The organism is Lentzea indica, from assembly GCF_012184385.1.
Lineage (GTDB): Bacteria > Actinomycetota > Actinomycetes > Mycobacteriales > Pseudonocardiaceae > Lentzea > Lentzea indica.
Map to the genome: position 1 here is coordinate 1 of NZ_VSRL01000159.1, position 20,321 is coordinate 20,321.

At 68.6% G+C, this 20,321-nt stretch carries 20 protein-coding genes and 1 pseudogene; 9 read left to right on the forward strand and 12 right to left on the reverse strand.

The genetic code is table 11. The features are described from left to right. Positions 1–1,068, forward strand: a 1,068-nt coding sequence (locus FXN61_RS32700; RefSeq protein WP_167977830.1) for a serine hydrolase domain-containing protein, incomplete at its 5' end; no start/stop codon positions are given. A 223-nt stretch (positions 1,069–1,291) separates the two neighbouring features. On the opposite strand, the gene FXN61_RS32705 is transcribed toward FXN61_RS32700, so the two are convergent. Together FXN61_RS32705 and FXN61_RS32710 are read right to left on the reverse strand one after the other, a co-directional pair. Continuing rightward, positions 1,292–1,678 (reverse strand): hypothetical protein, encoded by a 387-nt coding sequence (locus FXN61_RS32705; protein ID WP_167977831.1) that lies wholly within the window; start codon positions 1,676–1,678, stop codon positions 1,292–1,294. 372 nt (positions 1,679–2,050) lie between these two features. Next, a complete protein-coding gene (locus FXN61_RS32710) occupies positions 2,051–4,147 on the reverse strand; it encodes a tetratricopeptide repeat protein (RefSeq protein WP_167977832.1) in 2,097 nt (698 codons plus the stop codon). 67 nt (positions 4,148–4,214) lie between these two features. Between FXN61_RS32710 and FXN61_RS32715 the strand changes: the two genes are divergently transcribed. From FXN61_RS32715 to FXN61_RS32730, 4 genes and pseudogenes are all read left to right on the forward strand, one after another. Further along, entirely contained in the window at positions 4,215–5,909 is a 1,695-nt protein-coding gene (locus FXN61_RS32715) for a hypothetical protein (RefSeq protein WP_167977833.1), read from the forward strand. Between the two features lie 92 nt (positions 5,910–6,001). After that, positions 6,002–6,274, forward strand: a complete 273-nt coding sequence (locus tag FXN61_RS32720) for a hypothetical protein (protein WP_167977834.1) — start codon at positions 6,002–6,004, stop codon at positions 6,272–6,274. A 15-nt stretch (positions 6,275–6,289) separates the two neighbouring features. Continuing rightward, positions 6,290–7,072, forward strand: a pseudogene (locus tag FXN61_RS32725) (NsdA family TPR-like regulatory protein); the annotation flags it as partial. Then, the gene (locus FXN61_RS32730; protein ID WP_167977836.1) at positions 7,060–7,563 is read left to right on the forward strand and encodes an NUDIX domain-containing protein; all 504 of its coding nucleotides are present in this window, start codon (positions 7,060–7,062) and stop codon (positions 7,561–7,563) included. The pseudogene FXN61_RS32725 and the gene FXN61_RS32730, both read left to right, overlap by 13 nt. 97 nt (positions 7,564–7,660) lie before the next feature. Here FXN61_RS32730 and FXN61_RS32735 read toward each other — a convergent pair whose 3' ends face one another. Further along, positions 7,661–8,338, reverse strand: a complete 678-nt coding sequence (locus FXN61_RS32735) for a DUF899 domain-containing protein (protein ID WP_188135743.1) — start codon at positions 8,336–8,338, stop codon at positions 7,661–7,663. Positions 8,339–8,527: 189 nt separating this feature from the next. On the opposite strand from FXN61_RS32735, the gene FXN61_RS32740 reads away from it, so the two are divergent. Together FXN61_RS32740 and FXN61_RS32745 are read left to right on the forward strand one after the other, a co-directional pair. Continuing rightward, positions 8,528–8,896, forward strand: coding sequence for a peptidase inhibitor family I36 protein (locus FXN61_RS32740; RefSeq protein WP_167977838.1), 369 nt, complete (start codon positions 8,528–8,530; stop codon positions 8,894–8,896). A 40-nt stretch (positions 8,897–8,936) separates the two neighbouring features. Then, a complete protein-coding gene (locus FXN61_RS32745) occupies positions 8,937–9,314 on the forward strand; it encodes a hypothetical protein (protein WP_167977839.1) in 378 nt (125 codons plus the stop codon). 106 nt (positions 9,315–9,420) lie between these two features. Here the strand turns inward: FXN61_RS32745 and FXN61_RS32750 are convergent, their stop codons facing one another. Then, entirely contained in the window at positions 9,421–9,759 is a 339-nt protein-coding gene (locus FXN61_RS32750; RefSeq protein WP_167977840.1) for a hypothetical protein, read from the reverse strand. Between the two features lie 3 nt (positions 9,760–9,762). Further along, positions 9,763–10,164, reverse strand: a complete 402-nt coding sequence (locus FXN61_RS32755) for a YbaB/EbfC family nucleoid-associated protein (protein ID WP_167977841.1) — start codon at positions 10,162–10,164, stop codon at positions 9,763–9,765. 15 nt (positions 10,165–10,179) lie between these two features. On the opposite strand from FXN61_RS32755, the gene FXN61_RS55815 reads away from it, so the two are divergent. Together FXN61_RS55815 and FXN61_RS32765 are read left to right on the forward strand one after the other, a co-directional pair. Continuing rightward, positions 10,180–11,415 carry a WXG100-like domain-containing protein gene (locus tag FXN61_RS55815; RefSeq protein ID WP_167977842.1) on the forward strand — a complete coding sequence of 412 codons (1,236 nt, stop codon included), beginning with the start codon at positions 10,180–10,182 and terminating at the stop codon, positions 11,413–11,415. Next, positions 11,415–12,026: an SMI1/KNR4 family protein gene (locus FXN61_RS32765; RefSeq protein WP_246292295.1), complete on the forward strand. Its 612-nt coding sequence runs from the start codon at positions 11,415–11,417 to the stop codon at positions 12,024–12,026. Before FXN61_RS55815 ends, FXN61_RS32765 begins: the two co-directional genes overlap by 1 nt. Before the next feature lie 71 nt (positions 12,027–12,097). Here the strand turns inward: FXN61_RS32765 and FXN61_RS32770 are convergent, their stop codons facing one another. The 7 genes from FXN61_RS32770 to FXN61_RS32795 form a co-directional block, all read right to left on the reverse strand. After that, on the reverse strand, positions 12,098–14,611 hold the full coding sequence (locus tag FXN61_RS32770) for a carbohydrate-binding protein (protein ID WP_167977843.1): 2,514 nt from the start codon (positions 14,609–14,611) through the stop codon (positions 12,098–12,100). Between the two features lie 17 nt (positions 14,612–14,628). After that, a complete protein-coding gene (locus FXN61_RS32775) occupies positions 14,629–15,438 on the reverse strand; it encodes a carbohydrate ABC transporter permease (protein ID WP_167977844.1) in 810 nt (269 codons plus the stop codon). Next, on the reverse strand, positions 15,435–16,388 hold the full coding sequence (locus tag FXN61_RS32780; protein WP_167977845.1) for a carbohydrate ABC transporter permease: 954 nt from the start codon (positions 16,386–16,388) through the stop codon (positions 15,435–15,437). The genes FXN61_RS32775 and FXN61_RS32780 overlap by 4 nt, the downstream gene beginning before the upstream one ends. Further along, positions 16,388–17,224, reverse strand: a complete 837-nt coding sequence (locus tag FXN61_RS54695) for an ABC transporter substrate-binding protein (RefSeq protein WP_312878163.1) — start codon at positions 17,222–17,224, stop codon at positions 16,388–16,390. Before FXN61_RS54695 ends, FXN61_RS32780 begins: the two co-directional genes overlap by 1 nt. Then, positions 17,155–17,685 carry an extracellular solute-binding protein gene (locus tag FXN61_RS54700; RefSeq protein WP_281360753.1) on the reverse strand — a complete coding sequence of 177 codons (531 nt, stop codon included), beginning with the start codon at positions 17,683–17,685 and terminating at the stop codon, positions 17,155–17,157. The genes FXN61_RS54695 and FXN61_RS54700 overlap by 70 nt, the downstream gene beginning before the upstream one ends. Beyond that, positions 17,682–19,835, reverse strand: coding sequence for a glycoside hydrolase family 36 protein (locus FXN61_RS32790; RefSeq protein WP_223165689.1), 2,154 nt, complete (start codon positions 19,833–19,835; stop codon positions 17,682–17,684). The genes FXN61_RS54700 and FXN61_RS32790 overlap by 4 nt, the downstream gene beginning before the upstream one ends. A gap of 101 nt (positions 19,836–19,936) precedes the next feature. Next, a partial coding sequence (locus FXN61_RS32795) for a substrate-binding domain-containing protein (protein ID WP_167977846.1) occupies positions 19,937–20,321 on the reverse strand: 385 nt, incomplete at its 5' end.

The window sequence follows — 20,321 nt, forward strand, 5'->3', positions numbered from 1 at the left end:
GCCGCGGCCCGATCCGCCGCGCCCCCGAAGGACCTGCGCCCTGGTGGCGCCTACGACCGGTTCGTGGCTGAACAGGCCGCACAGGACAAGTTCTCCGGCACCGTGCTCGTCGCCCACCGAGGCCGGCCAGTGCTCATCCGCGCCCACGGCATGGCCAGCAAGGAGCACGGCACACCGAACCGACCCGACACCGTCTTCTGGCTCGCGTCGATCACCAAGTGCTTCACCGCCATCGCGCTCAGCCAACTGGTCCAGCAGGGCAAGATCGCGTTCCACGACACGCTCGGCACCCATCTCGCCGGTTTTCCCGCCGAGATCGCGAACACCGTCACTCTCCACCACCTGCTGACGCACACCTCCGGGATCGGCAGGCCGGCCGTCGGCAACGGCAGCCCGCCGGGACTGGGCTGGAACAGCTTCGACGAGGCGATGGACGGCACCCTGGCCCTAGTCCGTCAGACCCCGCTCCGATTCGCTCCCGGCACCCGGTACGAGTACAGCAACGACGGTTTCTTCGTGCTCGGCGCCATCATCGCGCGGGTATCCGGCCAGCCCTACTTCGACTACGTCCGCGAGCACATCTTCGCTCCGGCCGGAATGTCTCGCACCAACTTCCACAGCCGGCCAGAGGTGCTGGCCAACCACGCCATCGCCCGGCCCTACTGGACGCAACCCTCCGGCCGCGCCGACTTCGCCGCCAGCCCGTACGCGCCTTTCACCACCGGGCCGGCAGGTGGCGCCTACTCAACCGTGACCGACCTGCTCGCCTTCGCCCGTGCGCTCACCGCGGGCACACTGCTCAACCCCGCGTTCACCCAGCTCATCACCAGCGGCAAGGTTGCCCTGCCGCCAGCACAGCCACCGAGCCAGACCCAGTTCTACGGCTACGGCCACCTCGAAGCCGTCGTCAACAACCAACGCATCGTCGGACACTCGGGCGGTGCCCCCGGCGCCGCCACCCGACTGGACATCCACCCCGACCGGAACTGGATCTCCATCGTTCTCAGCAACTACGACACCACCATCAACCCCGTGGTCGACCTCAGTCGCCAACTCATCACGAAGTAGCTCGAAAAGGGCCGCGCTTGCCCGCGCGTGCCAGGCCAGGGGTGCTTGGGCTGACCAGGTGCTGGCCGAGAAGATCGAGCGGGTGCACGAGGACAACTACGGCGTCCACGGGGCACCGTGGGTCGCGGACGTCACGTCGCACCACGCCGAACAGCCGCGGTGACCAACGAGATGTCCACGCCCACGGCAAGTCCGAGCTCGACAACGCGGTCGGGCGGCGGCGTCAACGGGTGGCTGTCGCGGGTGAAAGGCCCCCCGCGAAGATCGACTGCGGCGTGCTCGGCGGGGTGACCGGGTAGATCCGCCACCGCGGCACCCCGGAGTCGGCCATCGCGAGCGTCTTGCCGTGCCACAGCAACACGATGGTCTTGGCGCCCTTGCGGGCCAGCACGCAGCCGGGTCCGAGCAGCGTCGCCACACGAGCGGCGGCACGCAGCGGGCTGCGGCCCGTCTCGACCACCCAGGCGCCGTTGATCCGTTCGACGTGCAGCCCGTCCTGGGCGAGGGCTTCCAGCGCGTCGGCGAGTGGATCATCGCTCGCCGCCATCGCCAGCTCGACGATCTCCTCCACCTCGCTCGTCGAGACGACCCTCGCGTCCGCCTGTGCCACAGGCGGGCGTCCTGCCACAGCAGGGCAAGACACACCGCGACGAGAGTGTTGCGGTACTCCATTGCCTCGTTCGGCAGCTCCAACTCGTCATCGGGCCGCGCCAACGCACCGACGAGCCCTGCGCAGGTCACCACGTCAGCTCTGGTCGACGCCCCACACCCCCGCCGCCAACAGGTCGAGGTACAGGCACGCCGCGACAGCGCCGCATGGCCGTCGCCCACGGCGCGGACCCACCGTTGTGCCCAGGATGTCGAAGTGGGGCAGCGACGTGTTGTGGGCAGGTTGTCTCGTACTGGGCCTCGGAACGGTCGAGGGCTACGTCTGGACGACCTCGGCAGGCAGATAGGCGTGCGAGGAAGGCACGCCGTCCCATCAGGGGAGGGCAGCCGCAGCCACGAGATGACCACTTTCTTCGTAGATCCGCGCGGCCTGCCGGTAGTACTGACCCGCGACCACGGCATCGGTGGAGGCGTGCACGTCACCGAGCACCTCGAGGATCTGCGCGCAGTCGTAGTCCCGCTTCAGCTCCGTCATCGACGCGAGGGCCTCCTCGAGACGCGCGACCGCGTTCGCGTGATCGCCCTTGTCGGCGAGCTTGCGTCCCTGCCAGAACGCCACCTTCGCGAGGTTGTGCGGTTCCGGCTGCGCGAGCGAGCGAAACCCTGATCGGGCGTCGGCCAGCAACCTCAACGCGTCGTCCGGCCCTGCCGGTTTCGCGGCGTGCAGGCACGCCAGCGCCGTCCTGCGCGGATCGCCGATCTGCCGGGCAAGCTCCAGGTTGCGGTCGAGCAGGTCTCGCGCCGTGGCCAGGTCGCCCTGCTCGAACTTGGCGAGACCGGCGCCTTCGAGCGCGGTCGCCTCGAGTTCCGGGTGGTCCTGGCCCCGCGCCAGCGACGCCGCCTCGGTGAGCAGGTGCACGGCCTCCGCGAACCGCGCCCGCGTCCGTTCCGCATAGCCCTTCTGCACCAGCAGCAACGCCTTCACCAGCGGGCGACCGAGGTGGTCCGCGACCTCGACACCCCGTTCGTGGGTGGCGACGAGATCGTCGGAGAACTTCTCCGACTCGTAGAGCCACCACTGCGCCACGCACAGGTGCAGCACGTCGTCGAGCTCGCCGAGTTCCGCGGCGGCTTCAACGGCCGACCTCAGCGCGACGCGTTCGGCGAGCATCCACTCCCGCGGCTGCCGGTGCGCCGGGTGGCCGGTGTCGATCACGAGAGCCGGGAACAGCTGACGGACCCACGGCCGCTGAGGCTGCAGGACGCTGTCCGCGGCGAGCGCGCCCTTGCTGTACCAGCGGAGAAAGACGCGCTTCCTCATCTCGAACACGTCCACGCCGTCGATCTCGACAGCGGTGTTGCGAGCATGATCGAGCACCAGGGCGTCGAGGCGCAGCCGCCCGTCGATCTGATCCACCATGCGCTTGCCGTGGACCAGTTCGCGCACCACCGGACGCAGCTTCAGCTCGGACGTCTTCAGCACTGCCGCGACCGCCTCCGGCGACACGCCGGCACCGCCGGGATGCGAGCCGAGCACCCGATAGCAGCGCTGCGCGAGGTCGGTGAGGCGCCGGTAGCCCGCGTCGAGCACGGCGGCGATCGCAGGCTCGTCGTCGATGGTCATCCGGGTGAGGCCGCCGCTGGACTCCAGTTCCTCGATCAGCCCGCTGATCGGCAGGTCCGGGGCGTCGCGCAGAACGCGTCCCGCCACGCTTAGGGCAACAGCCCGCCCACCGCATAGCGCAACCAGCGCGTCACGGGCGTCCGGCTCGGCGTCGACCCGCTCCCCGGCGTATCCGCGCAGGAGCTCGGCGGCCATGTCGTCTTCGAGCGGTTCGACGTCGACGAACGTCGCTTCGTGCTCGGCGAGCGCGCCGAAACCGCCCTGACCGGTCACGACCACCATCGAGCGGCCCGGCCCCGGCAGCAGGTGCTTGACCTGCGCCGCGGTGACCGCGTCGTCCAGCAGGATCTGGAACGACCGTCCCCTGGTGAGCGAGCGGAACAGGTTCGCCCGCTGCTCGAGATCGGCGGGGACGTCCGAGCGGTCGACACCGAGCGCGGTGATGAAGCCGAACAGCACCTCGGCGGGCGCCGCCGAGTGATCCGTCCACGCACCGAGGTTCGCTCGCAGCTGCCCGTCGGGAAACCTGTCGCGGTGCCGCTGCAGCCAGTAGACGGCCGCCGTCGACTTGCCGCTGCCGCGCGCACCGGCGAGCACGACGATCGCCGGATCGTCGTCCAGCCCCTCCAGCACCGCGTCGAGGGCGGCCAGCACGTGCGTCTGGTTGACCAGCGTGCGGATCGCCACCGGCAACTGTGCGGGAACCGGCAGTGCGAACTGCTGCAGATTCAGGCTGAGCACCCCGATGGATCCCGACTGAACGATGTTCGCCGCCGTTCCCTTCACGCGGTTGTCGACACGTCGTTCGTCCTCCACGCTGAGCCTCCCCGCACGCGTATTGGTCAAGGTCGGCACCATATCGCCTCTGTCACGAACCCCGCACGCCATGTGATCCCGGCTAGGATCGCGTTTCGTGTTCAACGTGCAACGGCCAGAGGTTCTCGATCGGATTTCGTCGTGGGTGACGCGGCGAGCGGACCGGACCGTCTTGGCCGTGGTGCACAACGTGACGGCCGCGACCAGGCTGTTCGACGTGTTGCCGATCCTGGCCGACGACCCTCGCGTCCAGGTGCATTTCACCTGTCCCGAATCATCCCCTTTTCACGGTCAGATCGCGGAGTACCTCAGCGCGCGCGAGGTGACCCCCGTTTCCTGGCAGCAGGCGGTTGAAAGGCAGTTCGACCTCGCCATCGCAGCCAGCCACGGCGGGCCGCTGAACGAACTGAAAGCACCCCTGATCGTGTTGCCACACGGAATGGGTTACAATAAATACTTGCCCCGAAATCCGAAATCCGAAATCCGAAATCCGAAAACGGGAAGCGGGAAAACGGTTTTCGGAATGTCGCCGGATTGGTTGTTGCACGAGGGCCGGGTCATCGCGTCCTCGCTCGTGCTGTCCCATCCCGAACAGCTCGACCGCCTGTGTCGCTCGTGCCCTGAGGCCGCCGAGGTCGCCGTCGTCGCGGGAGACCCCAGCTTCGACCGCATGCTCGCAAGCCTGCCGTTGCGCCACCTGTATCGCGAAGCGCTGGGTGTCGACGCGGCCCGGCGCTTGATCCTCGTTTCCTCCACCTGGGGCCCAGCCTCGCTGTACGGCAGCCAACCCGATCTCATCCTGCGTCTGCGCACCGAACTGCCGCTCGACGACTACGCGGTCGCCCTCGCACTCCACCCCAACACCTGGTCAGCCCACTCCCCCTGGCAGATCCGCCGCTGGCTGCACGCCTGCACCCGAGCAGGTGTGACGCTGCTGCCGGCCCACGAGGGCTGGCGGGCGGGCCTCGTGGGTGCCGACCTGATCGTCGGAGACCACGGCTCGGTGACGTTCTACGGCGCCTCGCTCGGCCGGCCGGTCACGCTCGCCGAAGCACCGCACGACGCCGTCGACCCGGATTCGGCGATCGGCCGGATCCTGACCGCCGCCACCCGGCTCGACCTCACTCGCCGGCTCCTTCCGCAGATCGAGACGACTCTCGCTCGAGGACAGACCAACGAGGTCAAGGATCTCGCCGAACTCGCCACCTCGATGCCGCTCAAGTCCCACGCGGCGCTGCGAGCCGAGTTCTACCGCCTGCTGGCCCTACCGGAACCGGAGACCACGGCGGAGGCCGCCGCACTGCCTGTCCCCGTGGTGACAGCGAAAGTCGCTGCCACACAATCGGTTCACGTCACGCTCAACCTCGAAGCCGGCGGGCTGCGCGCCACCGCCACGAGGTTCGCCGCAGAGCAGATCCTGCGCGGCCGTCCCCTCGGCGACGACGCACACCTCGTTGTCAGCACAGACGAACCGTCCGAGACCGCGCTGCAACTGGCCGATGTCATCGTGCACCACGAGCCAGGCGGTCCTCCGGACTGGATCACGCGCACGCTCGCCGCGCTCCCAGGCGCAACTGTGGCGACCAGGCCCGCTGATGACGGAGCATGGTTCGCCGGCACTCGCGATGGCCGTCGGGTTCGCTTCGAACAGACCGGTGAGTTCGGCCCTGTCCTGGCGTCGGTCGTGCTCACGTGGGTCGCGCAGGGGCACTCGCTCTCCGCGCTTCCCGAACGAATCGACCTGATCGCCGGTGCCAGGAGGCAGCAAGCTCGGGCCACGCTCACCCGCTGAAGCCGCCGCCCCCGGTCCACCAAGCACGGTCACATTACCCCGTTCGGGTGCATCCAAGTGCGCCTGCAAATTGAAGATGGCAATCTGAACCCATGCCGCCGCCAGAACCTGAGTGCGACCTGTGCGAGGACACGGGCACGATGACCTGGCAGCAACCCGTGGCCGGCGTCGACGGTCGATGGTCACTGCGCCAGCTCGAACACCCGTGTGTCAACGGTTGTTCAGGCTGGTGGCAGCTCCCCGCCGCCGAACACGGCGGCATGGTGGACCCCAGCACGGGGATCCGCACGGGCGGTAACGTCGCCCAATCCAACCAGCAGCTGCGCACCGACTGGTACCAGGCTTCCCGTCCACGCAAGCGGTAGGCACGACGCCGGCGCCACGTGCTCTCCGCAGCGGCATCCGTAACGGAAATCGCGGGATGGATGACGCACGACAGCGGACAAGACTCCCGTGCTCGCGCCTACTTCGATCGCGCCTTCCGCATGGCTGTCGCCGCCGAGAACAACGGGTTGGCCGGCAACGCGTGCGCGTCGATGTCGCACCTCGCCATCGAGCTGGGACAGCACACCGACGCACTGCGCATCGCCTCGACGGGAATTACCAAGACACATCGAGCGGACGGCGCTCTCCGGCTGGCTGCTCGGCTGCACACGATGCGGGCCAGAGCGTTCGCGCTCACGGGCGAGAACCAGGCGTGTGCCGAGTCGCTCGACACTGCGGAGTCACTGCTGGAGAGCGCCGCGGGTGAGGTTCCGGCCGGCTGGATCGCCGACTTCGACGAGGCCTCCCTCGCCAGTGAGGCCGCGCTGTGCTTCCTGGACCTCGCTGAGTACGCGGAGGCAGAGCAGCGTGCGGCCATCGCCATCCGGTTGCGTTCTGGCGATCGCGTGCGGAGCCGGGCGTTCGGTCAGCTCACAATGGCCAACATCCTCGTCGGCGCGGGCAGGCTGGATGAAGCCGCGGCGTTCGGCAACGAGGTCTGCAAGGTGACGGCCTCGCTCAGCTCCACCCGTGTCCTCGACCGGCTGAACGCCCTGGGCGGCGTACCTTGGCGTCGGCGCACAGCGTTCCCGAGGTGGCGCACTTCCTGGCCACGCTGGGGAGCGCTGAGCCACGTATCCGACGCCCAGGAAGGTCAAGCTGCCACGTGGCCGGTCTGACTGACGACGAGGCCAGGTTCGCCCATCTCGCCGAAGGCAACGCCAAGCAGGCCCGCAAGCGAGTTGCCGCGGACGTGCTCATCCGGGACCAGCACGGGCATGTCGTGCTGGTGAACCCGACCTACAAGGAGCATTGGGATCTGCCAGGCGGTATGGCCGAGACCAATGAACCACCACGTGCGGCCGCGATGCGCGAGGTCCGGGAAGAGCTCGGGCTTCCGGTCAGGCCAGGACGGGTGCTCCTGCTCGACTGGATCGGCCCACACGGTCCCTGGGACGACCAGTTGCTGTTCATCTTCGACGGTGGCGTCTTTCCCCACGATCAGATCCGCCAGTTCACTCCGAGCGACCCCGAGATCAGCGATGTCGCCGCGGTACCTGTTGAGGAGGCACGACAGTTGCTGCGGGCCGACATGGCGGACCGGCTGAATCGCGCTCTTCACGCCCTCGCCGGCAATGCCACCGACTACCACGAGAGCACACAGGAATAAGGCGCAGTTTGCCTCGGCTCCCGCTTTGTCTCCGTGGTGTTGTTCCCCGTCTGCCGGGCACGGTCGCTCCGTCTTCCTGCCGACCCTGTGGCGCTCGTCAGCCGGCGTCCTCGGCGGTGCCGTACTCGTCGTGGCGGCGCCACCACTGGTACGGCGGTTCCTGCGGATAGCCCTCGGGCGAGTCCTCCCACTCCTCTTGGCGGCCGAGCGGGGTGATGTCGAGCAGGCTCCAGACGTTGCCGATCTGCTCCGCCGAGCGCCCGTTGGTGAAGTAGGTGCGGTGGATCTCGTCGCCGTCGCGGATGAAGACGTTGAGGCCGAAGTACTCGTCGACGCCGAAGTCCTTCGAGAAGTCGTCATGCGTCGTGTACCAGGGCACACCGTCCCAGCCCATGCGGTTGCTGTAGCGCCTGATGTCGGCCTGTGGAGCGGCGGAGACCAGCACGAACGTGACGTCGCGGGCGTTCAGGTGTGCGAGGTGGCCGAGGTTGTCGGTGAACATCGCGCAGCCGCTGCAGCCGCCCTTGGGCCAGTCAGCGACCCCGGGCTCGAAGAAGTGCCGGTAGACGATCAGCTGCCGCCGCCCCGCGAACAGGTCGGGAAGGCCCGCCTTTCCCTCCGGCCCTTCGAAGGTGTACTGCTTCTCGACCCGGACCCGCGGCAGCCGGCGGCGCTCCGCTGCCAGCGCGTCCTTCACGCGGGTGTGCTCCTTCTCCTTGCGCAGAAGCTCCTCACGGGCCGCGTTCCACTCCTCGGCCGACACGACAGGTGGCATTCTCACGGAATCGCTCCTTTTCGCTCTGAGCGCAGGGCCGGCAATGCGATTCGTACCCGCACAGCTCGCCTCGTAAACGCCCGACCTGCCACGGCGAACCGGTAACAGATGACCGGTCCGTGACCTGTTCGATCGGTGCCCTGGGCGCCAGGATCTTCTTGACAAAGTCGCACCAGGGGGATTCAAGCAATGAAAAAGCACGTTGCCGCATGCGTCGGCGCGGTATTGATGTTCACCGGTCTCACTACGGCTCCGGCCAACGCCGCGACGGGGTGGGCGAGGTGCCCGGCCGGCTCGTTCTGCATCTTCGACCTGCCCAACGGCGGGGGCGCCATGGCCTGGTTCCAGGTCGGCTCGCCTGACCTGCGTGCGCAAGGCATGGACAACCGGGCGTCGTCATGGTGGAACCGCAACCAGGACGGGTTCTCGCTGTGCGATGGCTACGGCAGCGGCGGGTCGAACCACCTCCGTTCCGTCTTTCCCGGCGCCCAAGCCAATGCCCAAGCCGACACGGACAATCGTGCGAGCTCCGTGAGGAAGGGCGTGTTCAACTGCTGACGCAAATCGCTTCCGGAAGTTCGTCTCACAGGGGGAAATCATGAAGAAGACTTTGTTCGGCCTGATGACTGCCGTCCTGCTCACCGGCGTGACGGCGGCGCCCGCTGCCTCGGCCAATGACGAGGCCTGTGGGCTGCGCGCCTTCGTGCCTGTCAGGTCGGGAGACAACGTGGTGGCTCGCGGCGTGCGCGAGGACTGCGCGGACTACGCGAACGTGCGGATCACGTTGGTGAAGGTCGTGAAACTCAACAACGTTCCGGTCGTGTGGCGGGAGCTCAACCTGCGAACGGGCAACTTCGACATCTCGGCCAGTTGTCGGCAGCAAGGCGCTTTCAACTACTACAGCCACGTGGAGTACGTGAACGGCGGCGGGTTCTGGACGTCTCCGTACAGCCAGCCTTGCGGCCGCCCGCTGTAGCACGACTGTGTCACTGGGTCGGTGACCGCCGAGAAAGCCGTTGTGGTGCGTGAAAAGCACGTTCGTGCAGGGCGAACAGGCTGTCCGGACGTGCTTTTCGCGTGATCTACCCAAGCCGGGAAACCGATGGGTCCACGGCGCTGATGACACCGGCGCCGGCCGCGTCAGCCGACCGGTACGAGTCGACGCATGCGTTGCCCGCGTCGGCGAGCAGCCCTGGCACCTGGCAGCGCTGTTCCGCGTCGCTCGCGACCTGTGCCGCCAGCTCCCCGTACCCGGCGAGGAACGCCGCGCCGAGGTCGCCGCGTCCCAGCTGCCCGCCGAGGCTGGTGATCTCGGCGCTCACCGTGCGCCAGTCGCCGGTCATGGTCTGGCCGGCATTCGCGATGCGGTCCATCGCGGCAGCCGTCGACGCGGTGTCCATGTGCAGCCCGTCGTCGCCCATGCGTCACCGCCCTCCCGAACCGAGGTGATGCAACAGCGGTTCGAACGCGAGGTCCGTCTCCACGTCGATGACGTTCCGGGGAAGCAGCGGTGTCATCTCGTCGAGCACGCGCCGACGCACCTGCCGGGCCGCCTCGGCAATGGTGTCCACAATGGACTTCGCCAGTGTCTCGGCGTCGCGGTCGCGGTAGACGCGGGGGTCGAGCTCCAGGGTGCGCAGCTCACCACGCGCGCCGACCGATGCGGTCACCTGCCCGTCGTCGGACGACGCGGTCACCTCGATTGCGGCCACTCGCTCCCAGATCCGCTGGATGTCGTGCACGTCGTTGATCGTGTCACCCGCCGGCCCGCCACAGGTCGTCGTGGCCTGATGCGGCCACGGACACGGCAGTCGTGCCCGCCGCACCTAGTGTCCGGTGATGTGGGGATTCCGGAGCCGAGCAGCCCGTTGTGGACCGCGGTGAAGGCCATTGACAACACGTGGCCACCAGACGACGAGGTCGTCGCCATCAACCTGGGCGGCGCATGGGGGCGCGGTGCCGACACGATGGTTCTGGGTGCCCGTGCCACCGGCAATGCGGGTGCCGACGCCGTCGCGTCGTGGCAGGACACTGCCGGTGGCATGTTCGGGCAACGGGTGGACGGATTCACCCGGGCGGTGAGCCGGCTCGACCTGTCGATGCGGGATCTCGCCACTCGCGCCGAGCACTACGGCCGCGAGGTCGAGTCGACCAAGACGACCATCACGAGCACGATCGCCGCCAACGAGAACACCTACGCGTTGCTGGGCAACCCGCTTCTCGGCGCGCTCGGCCCAGCCTTGCAGAACGCGTTCGCCACCATGGTCGCGGGCGAACTGCGGAGCATGGTCGACGCGAAGGCCGCGGCACTGCGGGCCGACCCCATCGGTGCGCAGGCACAGCAACCGCCCGCAGAACAACCGGCCGAACGGGACCCGGTGGCCGGTTTCATCGGAGACGTGTTGCGAGACATCGGCGACGGGGACGTGAACCGGGCCCGCGCCATCGGCGAGTTCGCGGACGACACGATCGACAATCTGGGCACCGGAGCGGGCGACCTGCTGCGCGCGGTCGGCGCGACCGGAGCGGGCGACGCCGTCGCACGAGCAGCCGACGGACTCGGCGACACCGCGGCCGAGAACTGGCTGGAGGCCGGCGCGACAAGCCGAAACCTCGGCTACGACCTGGCGCAGGGCATCGACGGCACCGACCGGCCACGCACCGTCTTCATCTCGCACGAGCGGTATCCCGAGGCCGCCGCGCACATCGACGACGCACAGAACGGCAAGATCTGGACCGGCTTCGAATCGCAATCAGGGCAAGAACCGAAGGACTCCGTGCTGACAGTCCAACGAGAAGGTGTCGACGAGCGCCGCGACGCGGCGACCAGCGTCGTGCCGCCCAGGTCGGACTACGATCGCGACGAGTACCCGCCCGCGGTGGCCAAAGAGGGCGGCGAAGGCAGCAGCGTGCGGTACATCGACCCGAGCGACAACCGGGGCGCCGGCGCGTCGCAGGGCAACCAGCTGAACGGCAAAACGAAGTCCCTCCAGCGGCAGCTCGACGGCACCGGGCTGACCGTGGTCGGCGACGGCAAGGCCGACGACGGTGACCTGTTCAGGGTGGAGACCTACTGATGAGCGCGATCGAGGAACTGGTCCGGCGCGGGCGGGGACCGCTCGGCCCGCAGGCGGCCGTCGACGGTGGGCTGCCCGGCGAGTTGGCCGCGCTTCTGTCGGTCACCAACGGATTCGCCGTGTTCAACTACGGCGTCCAGGTGTTCCGCTCCGGGCCGGGAGGGCTCGGACCAGAACTGACCGCCTGGAACGACGACGCCACCTGGAAATACACCTACGGCGGCCTGGCCGATGACCTGCTGTGTTTCGCGCAGGACCTTTTCGGGGTGCAGTTCGCCATCGAGGACGGCCGTCGAGTCAGCACGTTCGACCCGGAAACCGGCGAGCTGCGGACCATCGGCGAGAGTCTCGACGACTGGGCGGAGTGGCTGCTCACCAAACCGGACCAGCGTGGCACGCGGTCGTTCGCCACCCGCTGGCAGGACGAACACGGCCCGCTCGGCCACGACGACCGCCTCCTGCCGAGAACCCCGTTCGTACTCGGCGGCGAGTACACGGACGACAACCTGGTCGTGTGCGACGCCGTCACCGCCATGCGGATCCGAGGCCCCATCGCCCGGCAGATCCACGGCCTGCCGGACGGCGTGACGATCAGCCTTCGCACCGACTGAGCACAGGGCCCGAGGTGTTCGTGCACGGCCCCGACCGGCCGGGCAGGCGAGCCCGGCCGGTCGGCACGACGTCAGTGGCGGCGGGTCACGGTGTTCGCCACGACGAGCGGGGCGAGCTGGACCCAGTCGACGTTCGGTCCCCAGGCCGCGGGATTGCCGAACGTCAGCGCCCCGCCGGACGTGGTCAGGTCGAGCGGTGACGTCTCCGGCCAGAAACCGTCCCAGGTGTAGTTGTGGCGGTAGGGCGCGCTGGTCACCTTGCCGCCCGCCTCGGTCGCGACCAGCGTCCGGGTGATGGTGTCGGTGTTGTACGGGTGGCCGGTGTTCTTCTCGGCCTGGGCGTAGCCGACGGTCAGGTTGTACTTGCCGGGACTCGCGACGCCGCCGGTGCGCGGGATCATGAGCGTGCCGTTGTTGCCCAGCCAGCCGACGTAGGAACCGCCGGAGGCCCAAGGTCCGGACGTCACCGCCGCTCCTCCTGCGAGCTGTCCCGTCTCCGCCTCGACGCGGACCGCGTTCCGGTCGGCGGCGGCGTCCCGCTCCACGGTCAAAGTGCCTGGCATCAACGGGGTGCTGCCCTCGTTGGTGAGCACGACCTCGGTGATGCCTGCCTTGAGGTGCACCGTTGTGTTGCCTGCGTAGGCACCTGCGCAGGTGGTCTCCAGGTCGGCGGCGCGGCGTCCGGACAGGCTGAGTACCAGCTTGCTCCGGCCGGTCGCGTTCCACGTGGTGGACAGCCGGTAGTAGCCGTCTTCGGCGGCGGACACGTAGGTCGTGAGGGTGCTGTCGGCTCGCAGGGCACCGGTACCTCGGGCGTCGCCCAGTGAGTAGACCGTCCTTTCCGGACCGGAAGCCTCGGTCAGGTCGATGCGGTCCAGCGTGATGTCCGAGGAGCCGCCGAGGAAGCCGCCGGGGCCGCTGGTGCGCAAGGAGATCCGGTGCGTGCCGGCGGTGAGCTGGACGGGTGTGTCGTGCCTGCCGCGGTAGAGCCAGCTGAGGGTTGCGGGCAGGGTCAGGTCACGGACGTGCGCGTCGTCGACGTAGAGAGCTTGTTGGCCGACGAAACCGTTGGTGCCGTAGAAAACGCCCAAACGGTATGTGCCGGTGCGCGGCACGGTCACGTTCACCGTGACGCGGGAGTTCGGCTTGTTCATCGAGCCGACGTCCTTGCGGCCGGACGTGGTGTAGCGCATGGCCATGTCCCACGAGCCCGAGCCGTCGTCCTGGGTGTAGACGGTGGCGTTCTCCACCGTGCCCAGTTCGGCCTCGTAGCTCGCCTGCCACGGCGCGGTGGCCACCGGCGGCGCACCGGACCCGGCCGGGGTGATGAGCACCTGGTAAGCGGCGAGCTGGTCGCCTCCTGGCACGGCGATCGTCGCCCGGCCGTTCGTCACGCGGACGCGGGAAGCCGCGACCACCGGCGGCTGGCCGGCGTCGCCTTCGTAGCCGGACCAGGTGGTCTTCGAGACGCGCACGTCCACCTGGTCGCCGAACACGCGGCGGTCGAGCCCGGTCACGGCCACGTCCACCGCGTTCGCGGTGCCGCCGAGCAGGACGGAAGCCTTGCCGCGGCCGAGGGTTGCCATGCCCTGCAGCGTGTCACGGGTGTTCGGCCGGGGTGGCGTCACGCGGACGGTGTTGCCGGACAGGTCGGCGTACCACTTGGTGAGCCACCAGCCGCCGTTCGCCCGGCCGGCGCGCACGGCGTGGTCGCTCAGGTTGCCCGCCATGGACCAGTACGCCAGTTGACCGTCCACTTTGGTGTCTTCCAGCATGGTGATCCACTGGATCATCTGGCCGGGCACCGAGGTGTCGCGCCGGTTCGAGTACTCGTTGATGTTGATGGCGCGCGGTGTGATGCCCAGCGAACGCTCGATCTCGCGGTACTCCGCGTAGTGGCCGCGGTACAGCGCCAGCGAGTCCGGGCCGAGCTCGTGCCAGGTGGTGATGTCGGGCAGGACGTTGTTGGCCTTGGCGTAGGTGAGGAACTCGCGCAGGTGGTCCGCGCGGTACCTGGTCTCGCCGATGCCGGTGATGCGGGCGTTGGGCAGCACGGACTTGACCAGCCGGTAGACCCGCGTCCAGTCGGCGAAGAACTTCTGCTTCTTGTTGGCCCAGTCGGAGTACCAGATGCCGTCGGGTTCGTTGAAGATCGTCCAGACGAACCTATCGCGGTCCGGCCGCCTTGCGACCTTCTCCAGCTGTGGCCGCAACCGGGCGACGTAGTCGTCGATGCCCAGGTCTTCGTACGGCCACTGGCTGTAGGTGTCCTGCGCGTAGATGTGGACGTCGGTGCCACCGGCGGCGAAGAAGCTGTCGGCGACCTTCAACGCGTCGCCGTTGGGGTGCTGGTCGCCGTCCGGCGCTTTCTGGGAGATGGTGCGCGGCCGCATGCCCGCGATCAGGTCGTGCGACGGGACGCCGGGGTCGCCGAGGCCGTAGAGGATCCCGGTGGCACCGCCGTGGAACCCGCCGGTCGGCGAGGCCAGGTCGACGCGCAGGGTCTCGGTCGCCGCGACGGCCACCGGCGGGGACAGCGTCGTGAGCGCTAACGCGGCTACCACCGCGCAGGCAGGGAAACGCATCGGAACTCCATTCCGGTTCACTTGACGGCGCCGCCGGTGATGCCCGCGACGATCTTGCGCTGGGCGACGGCGAGTACGACGACGAGTGGCAGGCTCATCAGCAGGACGTAGGAGAAGATCAGGTGCCAGTTGTTGAGGTGCAGGCCGGCACTGGCGACGCGGAACAGGTTGAGCGGCAAGGTGTCCAGGCGTCCGCCGATGACGAAGAACGCGTAGAACACGTCGTTCCACACGTACAGGCAGATCAGGATCGTGGCGGTGGCCAGTACCGGCCGCAGCAACGGGAGCACGATCCGCCAGAACACCATGAACGGCCCGGCGCCGTCGATCTGGGCGGCCTCTTCCAGCGCTGGCGGAATCGTTCGCACGAAACCGGTGACGAAGAAGATGACGGTGGACATGTAGATGCCTGTGTACACACCGACCATGCCGACGGCACTGCCCGCGAGGCCGAGCTGGCGCAGCAGGAGCACCACCGTGACGACCGCGGGCGGCAGCACGATTCCGCTGATTCCCAACGCGTACAGCACGGCGTTGAGACGAGTCGCGCGGCGGGCCAGCACCCACGAGGCCATCGACCCGAACACGAGCAGGGCCGCGACGGTGGGCACGACGACGAGGAGACTGCCGAAGAACGCGGTGGGCACCTCGCCGTCGGACCACACCTGCCGGAGGTTCTCCAGCAGCTGCCAGCGTTGCGGCAGCGAGAGATCGGGGTTCAGCGCCTCGCCCTGCGACTTGCCCGCGGTGACCACCACGAGCCAGAGCGGCACACCGATGAGGCCGAGCACCAGAGCGATCACGGCGACGGGCTGAGCTTTGGTCACAGGACTGCCTCCCGCCGGCGCAGCATGCGGATCACCGGGAACGCCAGCAGTGCGACGAGCAGGAACAGCACCAGGCTCATCGCGGTGGCCTGTGCGAACAGGCCCTGGCCGAACGTGCGGTAGATGAAGATGTTGAGGATCTCCGTGGTGCGGGCCGGTCCCCCGCCGGTCGTCGCCTGAACGATGTCGAACCCGTTCATCGACCCGAGCAGCGCGGTGGCGACGTTGAACGTGACGGCGGGCGCCAGCAACGGGAACTTGATCGTCCAGAACGCCCGCGAGCGGGACGCGCCGTCGATGCGTGCCGCCTCCAGCAGGTCGTCGGGGATGGTTTTGAGGCCCGCCAGGTAGATGAGCATCGACAGACCCATCCACTTCCACGCGTGGATCACCGCGACCACGACGATCGTCCAGGTGGTGTCGCCCAGCCACGCGTAGTCGAACGAGCGGCCGAGCACCGTGCCGATGAGCCCGTTGAGACTGCCTTGTGGCCTCAGGAAGGCCTGGAAGATGTAGCCCACCGCGAGCGCGGACATCAGCACCGGCACGAGGAAGAAGACCCGTGCCACGCGGTTGAGCCGGTTGTCCCGTTCCAGCAACACGGCCAGCGCGAAGCCGAACAGGTTCTGGAACAACGCGACCAGGACCGCGTAGACGAGGGTGATCCTCACCGCGCGCACAAGCGCGCCGTCCGAGACGAGCTGGGTGAAGTTGTCCAGCCCCACCGGGGTGATCGCGCTCTTGAAGCCGGACCAGTCGGTGAACGCGTAGATGAAGTTGAACAGTGTCGGCAGGAAGAAGAAGACGAGCAGGATGGCGAACGCCGGCGCCAGGAACCACATCGGATGCGTCTGCCGCCTGACCGAGTTCCCGGTGCGGCGCGGCTGGTCCGCCACGGGGAGCGGCCGGGCAGGCGGCCGCTCCCGTACAGCGGTTCGTGGTGCGGACATCAGAACCCCGGCGCCCCGGCCGCCTTGGCCAGCTGGGCGAACTGGTCCTGGGTCGCCTTCGCGACCTCCTCGGGCGACATCGTCCCGACGATCATGTCCGCGAGGTTGATGTACAGGTCCGGGTTCGCGACCGCCAACGCCTGCATGGAGCCCACGGCGGTGCCCAGCGACGCGTGCACGTCGAGCAACGCCTTCGGCACACCGGCCGGGTTGGCAACAGCGGGCTGCAGCGAGACGGTCTTGCGGGCGGTGACGAACTCCTGGTAGCCAGGCCCCATCCAGTACGCCAGCAGCTGCTTGGCCGCGGCCTCGCGCTTGGCGTCACCGGTGCGGAACGCGACCAGCGCGTTGGACTGGTCAGGGATGAACGTGCCGACGTTGCCGGACGGCGAGATCGGGAAGAACCCGATCTTCTTGTCGAGCGTCGCGGTGTCGGACTTCGCCTGCAGCTGCCCGAAGAACGAGTTGACCTGCACCGCCATCGCCGCCTTGCCGTCGAGCAGCGCGGCGCCCTGGTCCTCGAACTTCGCGGTCTTGATGTCGGAGTTGAAGAGTCCCTCGTCGATCAGCGCCTTGTACTTCTTGATCGCGTCGAGCACGACGGGGCTGGTGAAGGTCTCCTTCTTGGTGTTGATCTTCTCCCAGAGGCCGTTCTTGGCGGCGTCGGCGAGCAGGACCTGCACCCACCACTGGGTGGCCCAGCGGTCACCTGCCATCTCGAAGAACGGGGTGACGCCCTTGGCCTTGAGCGCCCTGGCCTTGGTGATCATGTCGTCGAAGTTCTTCGGCAGCTCGGTGATCCCGTTGGCCGCGAACACTTCCTTGTTGTAGTACACGCCCTCGACGCCGGGCTGGTGATCAGCGCGGCGTACCGGGTGCCGTCGAGGATGCCGGTGATGTCCTTCAGCTCGGGCGCGAGCTTGGACAGCCACGGAGCGTCGGTGAGGGGCTGAAGGTTCGTCTTGGCGTTGATGGCCGTGAGCATCGACGCGGTCGGTTGCCAGAAGGCGAGGTCCGGCTTGTCACCGGTGGCCACCTTCGTCTGGACGCTCTGTTCGTAAGGGTCCGGGATGGTGACGACCTCGACGTCGGCACCTGTCGCCTTCTCGAACGCCGCCACCACCTGCTCCGGCACGGTGTTGCTGTTCTGCGCCGCCCAGACGGTCAGTTTGACGCCGCTGAGCGACGCGGTGGGATCAGCCCAGGAGACCGCACCGCCGGTGCCGGTGTCCGCGCCGGGGTCACTGCACGCCGTGAGTCCTAAAAGGAGGGCGAGAACGCTGAGCCAGGTCTTCATCGTGCGGATCCTTCGGTGGGTGAGGGAATCGAGGACGTGCTGGGGGCGATCCGGAACAGGCGCGCCGAGGCTGGAACGCGCTGTGTCGTCAGCGTCAGCTCTCCGGTGCCCGCGTTCCAGCCGGACGCCCACTCGGGAAGCTGACGCGGGTAGAGCACTTCCACATCGACGCCGGTGCCGCGCAGATGCGGCAGCGGCACCGTGATGCTCGCCTGGTCGCTGCCGCGTTGCCACACGACGAGGTAGGTGACGTCGCGGGACTTCATGGCCAGGCTCAGCCACCGGTCGCTCCACGCGGGCAAACCCAGTGGCCACAACGGAACTGCGGTGGCGAGGTCGGCACGGATCTCGTGCTGCACCCGTACCGCGGCCCGCACGGACTCCAGCTGCTCGGCCGTCATGGCATCGAGACGGCCGGACAGGTAGAGACGGCCGAGCAGTCCGGTGCAGAGGGTGAACGCGATGTCCTCGTCGGACATGTCCGGCTGCGGGTAGGCCCAGCTGGCAGACTGCTCCGGCAGCACCGACATCGGCGCGGACACCGCGATCGGCGGGTAGAGCAGGTGGTCCTGCTGGTCGCTGGTGGACTGCAGCTGCATCCGGGACAACATCGCGTAGTCCATGCGCATGGCACCCGATGCGCAGTTCTCCAGGATCAGGTCGGGATGCCGGTCGAGGACCCTGTCGAGCCACGCGAGGTGCGCCCGGTTGTGCGCGAGCAGGCCCGCGCCAGCGCTGTCCGCGGCCACGTCGGTGCCCGCGCCGGCGTCGACGTTGTAGTCGAGTTTGAAGTAGCCGACGCCCAGCTCGCCGACCAGCCGGTCGACGACGGCGTCCAGGTGTGCGACGGCCCGCGGGTGGCGCAGGTCCAGGTGGTAGCGGCCGTGCTCGACCAGCCTGGCACCGCCGCGTTGCAGGAACGCCGACGCCGGCAACCGGTCGGCCATCGGGCTGCGCACCCCGATCACCTCCGGCTCCAGCCACAGGCCTGGCACCATGCCGCGCTCGCGGATGTGCGCGATGACCTTCTCGATCCCGCCGGGGAACCTGGTCCGCGACGGCTGCCACTCGCCGACGCTGTCCCACCAACCCGAGTCGTCGTCGTACCACCCGGCGTCGATGCAGAACACCTCCGCGCCGGCACCAGCGGCCGCGTCGATCAACGGCAGCAGCTTCTCCGTGGTCGGATCACCCATCAACGTGTTCATGTAGTCGTTGAACACCACCGGCAACGCGGTCCGGTCGCGGTGCGGGCGCACGATCTCGCGGCGGTGCGCGGTGAGCGCGGCGATCGCACCGTCCACACCGGACCCGGACACGGCCACGGACACCGGCACGGAGGTGAACCGACATGCGGCCGGGCAGCAGGCCGAGCTGCGTGCCACTGGGTGGTCGATGTCGGTCGGCCCGAGCAGCGCGACGTACGGACCGTCCCTCCGCTCGGCCACCTCCCAGCGCCAGGCCCCGTTGTGCTCGATCTGCCACAGCCACGCCTGACCGGTCCGCCGGTCGACGACGCCACCGGTCGGCAGGGCCGTGCCCGTCGACCACGTGCCGGTGCTGACCACGGCGACGCGGCCACGGCCGTCCTGTCCGTGCAGCCCGAGGTTGAGATCGGGCACGGCGCCGTCGCGCAGCGGGCGGCGGACCCAACGACCCTCGCCGAGCCATTCGCTGTCCGCCCGCAGCAGGTCGACGTCCTCGACGCGCGCACAGCCGAACCCCGCGGCGAACGAGGTCAGTCCCTGCAGCACCACCGGTTCCAGGCCGTGGTTGGTCACCGTGGTGCTGACCTGGCAGGCCGCGACCCCATCGACCGAACGGAACGTCGTGCGCGCGGCCAGCCCGGTCTGCTCGTCGCGCAGATCGAGGTGCAGCTCGCTCCACCTGCCGTCGGTGCGACGGGCGGAACCCGCGTAGACCATGCGCCGTCCGACCGCGGTCTCGGAGAACCGGTGCGAGACCCTGGCTCGCCCCTCCCCCGCCACCAGCACCTCGACGAGCGGCTGCGCGGCCCGAGGCCGATCGGCCCGACCACCACCGGCGGAGAGCGAGCGAACGCCGACCGGCCCGTCGGACGAAACGTCGACCACGAGCTCCAGCGCCGAATGGCCCCATGTCACGCTGGTCGCGGACTCGATCGAGATCACTAGCTCCCCATTTCCGCTGGTCACTGCTGTGTGACCGGTCACATCGCCGCCACAGTGTGAGCGTTAACACAGCGCCAGGGAAAGGGTGCGTTACACAGTTGTTACGGCGGGGGTGCGGTGGACTCGCGAACCACGAGCGAAGGCGGCGCGAGTGCGATCACCTGCCGGGGTTCGCCCGCCACCTCGGCCGCGATCGCGGCCAGGCACGCCCGCCCCAGTGCCACGAAGTCCATCCGCACGGTCGTGAGCGCCGGTGTCCAGTAGGCGGCGCCGGGCACGTCGTCGAAACCGATGATGCTGACATCTCCCGGCACGTCCCGGCCCGCTTCGTAGAGCGCGCGGCGCACCGCCAGTGCCGTGTCGTCGTTGCCGCACAACACCGCCGTCACGTCCGGATCGGCTGCCAGCCGTGCACCCGCCAGGTAGGCGGACCGGACGTCCCACCCCGCCGGCAGCACCTCGGGCACGGGTGCGCCCGCCGCCTCG

Bases quoted from the DNA above. Each gene is read 5' to 3' on its own strand.
- FXN61_RS32735 (WP_188135743.1), bottom strand. From the start codon at position 8,338: ATGCCACCTGTCGTGTCGGCCGAGGAGTGGAACGCGGCCCGTGAGGAG.
- FXN61_RS32745 (WP_167977839.1), top strand. From the start codon at position 8,937: ATGAAGAAGACTTTGTTCGGCCTGATGACTGCCGTCCTGCTCACCGGC.
- FXN61_RS32765 (WP_246292295.1), top strand. From the start codon at position 11,415: ATGAGCGCGATCGAGGAACTGGTCCGGCGCGGGCGGGGACCGCTCGGC.
- FXN61_RS54700 (WP_281360753.1), bottom strand. From the start codon at position 17,685: ATGAAGACCTGGCTCAGCGTTCTCGCCCTCCTTTTAGGACTCACGGCG.
- FXN61_RS32740 (WP_167977838.1), top strand. From the start codon at position 8,528: ATGAAAAAGCACGTTGCCGCATGCGTCGGCGCGGTATTGATGTTCACC.
- FXN61_RS32780 (WP_167977845.1), bottom strand. From the start codon at position 16,388: ATGTCCGCACCACGAACCGCTGTACGGGAGCGGCCGCCTGCCCGGCCG.
- FXN61_RS32720 (WP_167977834.1), top strand. From the start codon at position 6,002: ATGCCGCCGCCAGAACCTGAGTGCGACCTGTGCGAGGACACGGGCACG.
- FXN61_RS32770 (WP_167977843.1), bottom strand. From the start codon at position 14,611: ATGCGTTTCCCTGCCTGCGCGGTGGTAGCCGCGTTAGCGCTCACGACG.
- FXN61_RS32750 (WP_167977840.1), bottom strand. From the start codon at position 9,759: ATGGGCGACGACGGGCTGCACATGGACACCGCGTCGACGGCTGCCGCG.